Origin of the sequence: Desulfoscipio geothermicus DSM 3669 (assembly GCF_900115975.1) — a bacterium.
GTDB lineage: Bacteria > Bacillota > Desulfotomaculia > Desulfotomaculales > Desulfallaceae > Desulfoscipio > Desulfoscipio geothermicus.
The window spans coordinates 1-1,666 of sequence record NZ_FOYM01000077.1 but is presented as its reverse complement, the minus strand read 5'-3'; the positions used below and the strand labels follow the sequence as shown (position 1 = coordinate 1,666).

The following is a 1,666-nucleotide window of genomic DNA, read 5'->3' as shown; positions in this document are numbered from 1 at the left end:
AATCTCCCGGTAGTGAGCAAGCATTCCTTTTAGTTTTAATGCCTGCATCTGGCTTTCCAGGTAACTGATTAACTTATTGCTCATGAAATTGTCGCCTCGCTTTCATCCAGGGCATAACAGGAAAGGTCACGTTTAATTTTCACCGGCGGCAGATTAAGACTTGCCGGGTCATAATCCAGAGAAAGCGGGGCAATTTCTTTCCTTTCCAGCAGCCTTTTAATACTGTTTTTGTGGTAAGAACCAATATTTAGGCATTCTTTTATAGCTGCCGCAATATCTTCAGTGGCATATATGTTTTGATAGCGCAGAATTTCTGCTAAGTGCCAGTACAGGTTTGCGCCTGTCTGGTTGCGCAGCCTTTCCAGATAAATCCGGCCAGCTTCACCAAAAGTGCTGATGAACTTCCCGGCCAGGGCGGAGCGAACTTTGGTTTTCCTTTCCTGGTATTGGCGGTTGATAGTTTCATGTTCGGGGTGAACTGGACGACTGGCTTGTTTTTGCAGGTAAAGATCGAACTCGTCCAACAGTGTTCCAGCCTCGTCATATACTTTCATGCGCCGGCCATAGATGATTTCTATCCACACCTTCTTGGTGCAGTAGCGCATGGGTACGGGGTAAAGATTGCCGTTATGGGAAATATAGCCGTCATTACTCACTTTCCTGGGTTCTTTGAATTGTAGTAAAGCCGGCTCGATAGAAGGTATTTTTAAAAGATGTGCTTTTTCTTCTTCAAACATTTGCTCTGGTGGCCGGCCCAACTTGCTATGTGGTCTTTTATTGTATTCATCCTGGAATTCTCTCAGTTTGGCGGCAAAATCGCTTAAACTTTTCACCTCCAGGCCACGTAGTAGTTGTTCCTGAACATAGTAAAACGGCCGTTCTACTTTTCCTTTTGTTCTGGCACGGTAGTTTTCGCAGGCTGATGGCTCTATACCATATAGCCCGCAGAATTTCAGAAACTCGTCATTGTAACGGACGATACCGTCCTTCTGGTGGGTAATAACCATTTGTTTGCCATTATCCATCACCAACTCCAGGGCATAGCCGCCAAAAAAGTAAAAGGCTTCAACCATGGCGCGGATTACATCGGCAGTGGTTATGCTCAAGGAGAAGGCGTAATACTTCATCCGGCTGCAAGATAAGACCACTTCGTGGATATATATTTTTACTGGCTTTCCATCAACCGGCAGCAGCCACTCCTTCCAATCGTACTGCATCTGCCGACCGGGGCCGGTTTCCACCCGGGTGGTGGCTAATTTAGCGGCCTTATCATCTTCTTTAAATGCCCGCAGGAAACGGTGTACACTGGACAATGAGCCGTTATAGCCTTTTTTAACCAGTTCTTTGTGTATTCTTGTGCCAATATAACCCTTATCGAGCATGGCCTGGATTTCTTCCCGGTACCGGTCCAGTTGTTTTTCATACTCCCTGGCTTTAAACTGTGGCGGATTGGCCTCTTTAAGGTATTTCCTGACGGTATTCCTGGATACACCCAGTGTCCGGGCTATTTTCCTGATGCTGACCCCCTGGGCATGCAGCGCTTTGATACGTTGCCATTTGTACATGCTTACCACCTCTTTTACATCCCCCTTTCGAGGGAGATTTTATCATAGGGTGGGTCAGTTTTACTTGACGATCGGGGGTCAATTCTATTTTACGATCTACA

1 protein-coding gene is annotated in these 1,666 nt (G+C 46.3%); it reads right to left on the bottom strand.

From position 1 onward, the window contains the following. Positions 1-80: 80 nt before the first annotated feature. Positions 81-1,565, bottom strand: a complete 1,485-nt coding sequence (gene istA, locus BM299_RS18750) for an IS21 family transposase (protein WP_092488071.1) — start codon at positions 1,563-1,565, stop codon at positions 81-83. Positions 1,566-1,666 lie beyond the last annotated feature (101 nt).